We start from the raw sequence: 4,715 nt of genomic DNA on the forward strand, positions 1-4,715 counted from the left end.
CCAAAATCCCGTTCATCAGGGCGAGATTGCTCCCAGGGACGAGCTGCAGGTGCAGATCGGCAACCTGGGCTGTCCACGTGCGCCGGGGGTCGACGACGATGAGATAGGGCTTATTGTACTTCTGTTTGCGCGCCACAATCCGCTCAAATAGCACCGTACCCGTTTCCGCGACGTTGTGTCCGAACAAGAACACTGTGTCAGTGAGGTCGATATCCTCAAAGCTGGCGGGCGTGCCATCTGCACCGAACGATTGAATAAGGCACCATTCGGTGGTAGAGGTACACAGTCGGGTATTGGAATCCAACATGTGGCATCGTAGACCAGCTCGTCCGATCTTGGAAATAGTATAGTAGTCTTCCAGAAATCCTTGACCCGTTGAGTAGATGGCGATCCCGTCTGGCCCTAGACGCCCCAGCACATCTTTGCTCTTTCGAACCAGCAAGTCCATCGCCTCGTTCCACGAGACGGGCACCAGCTGACCGGACCGATCTCGGAGCAACGGTGTCTGCAAATGATCCGGACTGCTGTTGGCGTACCACTGGTTTTCTCCCTTGGGCCCCAATCTACCCCGATTCGTGGGATGTTCGCTATTGCCCTTGATGCCGACGATGCGATTGTCCTTGACGGCGATATAGCATCCACACCCCACTGAGCAGAGATTGCACGTGCTATACACCCACTGGTCCACTTCCCCCTGTGAATACACGTTGATGTCGGTACGTTCCGTCTCCCAAGCCATTCCTCACACCTCACGCTGGCGTCGGTATTCTGGTGGAACGATGTAACGGGTGTCCAATTCTCCATATATCCGTTGGACAGCCGGCACCATCTTTTCCAATTCTCGAAAGACAAATTTAAGCGAGCGCTTCCAGACTATCAGTTGATTAACGGATGCACTGTGCATCCATAATGAGGCCCTGACCCAGTCGCGAACCGTCGGTTGGGCGACCTCATCTGCGCGATACACAACCTCGATAGCGTAGCGTAAGGATGCTATATCGACAGGCACTTGCTCCAACGCCGGCAGCGCTCGACGATGAATGGTCTCGACTTCCTCTTCGACAATGGTGCGCAACTGAATATGCAACGGGTTGTAGTTCGGAGGTGGAAGCATGAGCAACGGCGCCAACAATCGTTCAATTCGGACCATGCAGCGGCGTAACTCATACACCCGGCTCCCTCCTTCTCATGCATTCAGCCCAGTAATGAATACGAAGAGTGGCCGGATCGTATGCAGAACCGTTTGCGGTGTTTGGAACCTGGAATGAGCACAACTGCCCATGGGTATAAAGCGATTTGTCGTAGAAGGTACGGGAATATACAGTACTAGGATTCAACTCGGGCACGACGACGCACGAAGAGGTAACTGCTTGCAATGGCTGTACAGAGAACGACGAACACGTAGAACGTGATGCGCTGATCGCGTTGCAGTAAGGCGTATCCCGCCAATACGACCAGCAATAACATCGTGATCACGGTCGACACCGGTTGACCGAACGCAAGCTTGGAGGTAAACGCTTTACGGTCGCCCGATTTATGCCGCCAGACCAGGAAGGTGCAAAGAATGACAAACCAGTTGAGTAACGTGAGAAAACTTGAAGCGCTGATCAAAAAGTTGTAGAGATTGGTCGGCAATAGTAAAGAGAGTGCGAGCGACAAGCCGATACAGGCTGCGGAGACCACAAGTGCCAAGTACGGCGTGCCTCGCTCGGAACGGCGGGTGACAAAGCGGGGCGCATCCCCCTCTTCGCCGAGGCTGCACAGAATCTCGTTGGCCGAGTAGAGCGAACCCGCCATGACGCTGAAAGCGGCCACAAGGATGGCGGCGTTGAACACCTGCGCCAACGCAGGGATACCGCTGCGCCGGAGCGCGTCAACGAACGGACTGCTGGAAGTGGTCACTTGGTTCCATGGTATGAAAAACAACAACAGCATAATGGATGCGATGTATAGCACCGCGAGCAACCCGACCGTCCACATCCCTGCGTTGTCAATCTGTTTCGGGTCGCGGATCTCCCCCATTCCCGTCGCGAATACCCCAATGCCCGCAAACGTGAAAATCACCACAAGCATGCTTTTCATCATTCCTGCAAACCCTGTCGGCCAAAACCCGCCTGCATACGAACCGGCGGGCGCCAGCAGGGAACCTACCGAACTTCCAAGCCACTTTGTAAGCACGATGACGGCGGCGTAGACGATGAAACCTGCAAGAGCGGCAATCTTCACTGCGCTCATGATGGACTCCACGCGCGTAAAATTTTGCACGCCCACGGCGTTTATAACGACAATAATGGCCGCAAACACGCTCGCCATCAACCCGACCGGGAAGCGCGGCAACCACTCTGTTACAAAAACGCCCATAGCAACCGCTTCGCTCGAAATCGTCAGGATGCTTGTGAGATAATACGTCCAGCCTTGTAAAAACCCGACGAACTTGCCCAAATACATGGCTGGATACGCCTGGAACGAACCGCGCACCGGGTGGTTGCTCGCAATCGACGTCAACGCGCCTATGACCTGCCCGGTCACCAGCGCGGCAATCACGAACGCCAAGAGTACCGAAGGACCTGCGGTTTGAATTGGGAGGCCGCACCCCAGGAAGAATCCGGCGCCAATAATCCCCCCGACTCCGATGAACACGAGACTCCCCTCGCTCACCCCGTATCGCTGCTCCATCCGCGTCCTGCTGGACGTCTTCCCCGTTTCCTCCTTACGGAGGCTCCGTTTGACAGCTTTCATAGGAATCCCTCGCTTTGGTGGGCGTTGGAAATCGCATGGGAATTAGTATGCAGTTGTCTCTGCTCTCGTATTCGACGTGGTGCTAGGTGAGGTGACTTCATGGGCGAATGGTCGTGTATGGCCGCTGCCTCCGTATCTCAAATACATGGCAGCGAATGCCAAGCAGTACGGCAGACTCCATTGCCTGGGCCGTACTGGGGTATGTGTGACGCGGATCACCACGCTGCCGCTCTGGATGAGTAAATTCGAGGGTATAAGCCATGTTTTCTAGGGAGGCCGTTTCGAATGATTGAACAGTTCGCAGCAACGATCCGCGCCACCGAGTATCCACCGCAGTTGAAGCACAAGGTGATTTTCGAGACATTCGACCGATTGCAGCCGGGGGAAGCGATGCTTTTGATTAACGATCACGATCCCGTCCCGCTCCGCTACCAGTTCCAGCTTGAGCGCCCAGGACAGTTCACGTGGGATTACGTTGAACAGGGTCCGGAGACGTTCCAGGTCAAGATTGGTCGACAACCCGGACCTCGCCGATGATGCATTCGTGCAGACACGGCCGCGTCCGCTCACCGCGACGAATTGCTACCGCTCAAGCGATATCGGGCCATCCTGGCGACCGGGGAGCTGTTCTCCGACACCGCCCTGGAGGGATGAACTTTGGCTCAACTTCACAAGCTGAGCGAAAATAAAATCCGTATCGAAGTCGGCATGGAAGATGCCCTGCGCATGGTCCAGGAGGCGGCGCAACATGTTGATCAGTACACCCAGGACATTGTCACTATCTATGAAAAGATGCCGGCGTTCGACTACACCAACTTCTGCTTCTACGCGTACGACAGTGCCCGTCTGTTCGAGTGGGTACTAGGAGAAGATCCGCGAGGATATTCGTCGTTTGCACTGGACGCACCTGACGCCTTCTTCTACATCTTGTATGGCGGCATGGCTGCCCTCTTGAAAGAGCGAAGGCGAAACTCACAGCGGGGACGAAAGCCTGAACAACCCGGCAGGGCGTTTCGCGCCAAGTGTGTCGGGATGATCAATTCGTCGATCACGGTCGGCCGGCGCCCATCGACATGAAAAATGCCAGGAATGCTGAACGCATAGATGATCAGCATCGACCACGCCGACGCGGACGCCTTCCCGTGCCAACGCCTTGCGCACCCTCTCGGCGAATCGAGCGCGCTGTTCATCGATCATGTAACCAATCTTCACGTCAACCGTTTCCACACCAGAGAGCGCCAGCAGACGTTCATGCAATGTCCAATTATCCACGCCAGTGTCTGGCTAACAATCATCGGCGACAGCATCTTTGCCATGCGACATCTGACCTCCAACTGCGACGTCTTCACACAGTTCTCGACCAGCAGTCAGTACGCCCATTTTCGCGCAACTTTTCGGGTATATACGAACAGCCCGGATCGCTTTCCAAATAGTCGCCGGTTACGGCGAATGCACGTGCTCGTGATCCACCGCAAATCGTACGGAACTCACAGACACCGCATTTTCCTTTGAAAAGCGACGGATTCCGCAACGTCCGAAAGACCTCCGCGTTGCGATAAATATCGGCAAGTGGTGCTTGCCGTATGTTTCCCGCGTTGACTGGTAAGAAACCACTCGGATATACATCTCCAATGTGTGAGATAAACACGAATCCGTTACCATCATTGACAGCCGCCGCTGCGCGAGGCGAACGGACGCCCGCTCGAAAACCGGGCTGCGGACCACCTGCCGACTTGGATGAACGGCTTTGTATACAAACCCGTCGATAATGGGGTGCCGCTGTGGCTTTCACGCCAAACGAGCGAACCTGTGCCTGCCCGTACAACCACTGCAAAATCTTTTCGCAGGTATCGGCATCGATCATGTCCTGTACTCGGCCACGACCGGTGGGAACGAGGAAGAATACGCTCCACAGCACCGCTCCGTATGATTCGACAAGGTCTGCTATGTTCTCAAGGTCGTGAACGTTGTACCTA

General features: G+C 55.2%; 6 protein-coding genes. 2 read left to right on the forward strand and 4 right to left on the reverse strand.

Annotated elements, in window-relative coordinates:
• The 3 genes from ASH01S_RS17200 to ASH01S_RS17210 all read right to left on the reverse strand — a co-directional run.
• Positions 1–739: molybdopterin-dependent oxidoreductase (locus ASH01S_RS17200; protein ID WP_157067225.1), on the reverse strand; the 739-nt coding region annotated here is incomplete at its 3' end.
• Between the two features lie 3 nt (positions 740–742).
• Positions 743–1,171: a hypothetical protein gene (locus ASH01S_RS17205; protein WP_067929665.1), complete on the reverse strand. Its 429-nt coding sequence runs from the start codon at positions 1,169–1,171 to the stop codon at positions 743–745.
• Positions 1,172–1,326: 155 nt separating this feature from the next.
• Positions 1,327–2,739 carry an amino acid permease gene (locus ASH01S_RS17210; RefSeq protein WP_083517323.1) on the reverse strand — a complete coding sequence of 471 codons (1,413 nt, stop codon included), beginning with the start codon at positions 2,737–2,739 and terminating at the stop codon, positions 1,327–1,329.
• 285 nt (positions 2,740–3,024) lie between these two features.
• Here ASH01S_RS17210 and ASH01S_RS17215 point away from each other — a divergent pair, with 285 nt between their 5' ends.
• Both ASH01S_RS17215 and ASH01S_RS17220 read left to right on the forward strand, forming a co-directional pair.
• Positions 3,025–3,276 (forward strand): DUF2249 domain-containing protein, encoded by a 252-nt coding sequence (locus ASH01S_RS17215; protein WP_373278600.1) that lies wholly within the window; start codon positions 3,025–3,027, stop codon positions 3,274–3,276.
• Between the two features lie 120 nt (positions 3,277–3,396).
• The gene (locus tag ASH01S_RS17220; RefSeq protein ID WP_174520739.1) at positions 3,397–3,816 is read left to right on the forward strand and encodes a hypothetical protein; all 420 of its coding nucleotides are present in this window, start codon (positions 3,397–3,399) and stop codon (positions 3,814–3,816) included.
• Positions 3,817–4,084: 268 nt separating this feature from the next.
• Here the strand turns inward: ASH01S_RS17220 and ASH01S_RS18195 are convergent.
• Positions 4,085–4,715: SPASM domain-containing protein (locus tag ASH01S_RS18195; RefSeq protein WP_174520740.1), on the reverse strand; the 631-nt coding region annotated here is incomplete at its 5' end.

It is taken from the genome of Alicyclobacillus shizuokensis NBRC 103103 (genome assembly GCF_001552255.1).
Classification (GTDB): Bacteria; Bacillota; Bacilli; order Alicyclobacillales; family Alicyclobacillaceae; genus Alicyclobacillus_G; species Alicyclobacillus_G shizuokensis.

What these genes read in the sequence shown, in the direction of transcription:
- ASH01S_RS17210 (WP_083517323.1), bottom strand. Translation starts at nt 2,739, where the DNA reads ATGAAAGCTGTCAAACGGAGCCTCCGTAAGGAGGAAACGGGGAAGACG.
- ASH01S_RS17215 (WP_373278600.1), top strand. Translation starts at nt 3,025, where the DNA reads ATGATTGAACAGTTCGCAGCAACGATCCGCGCCACCGAGTATCCACCG.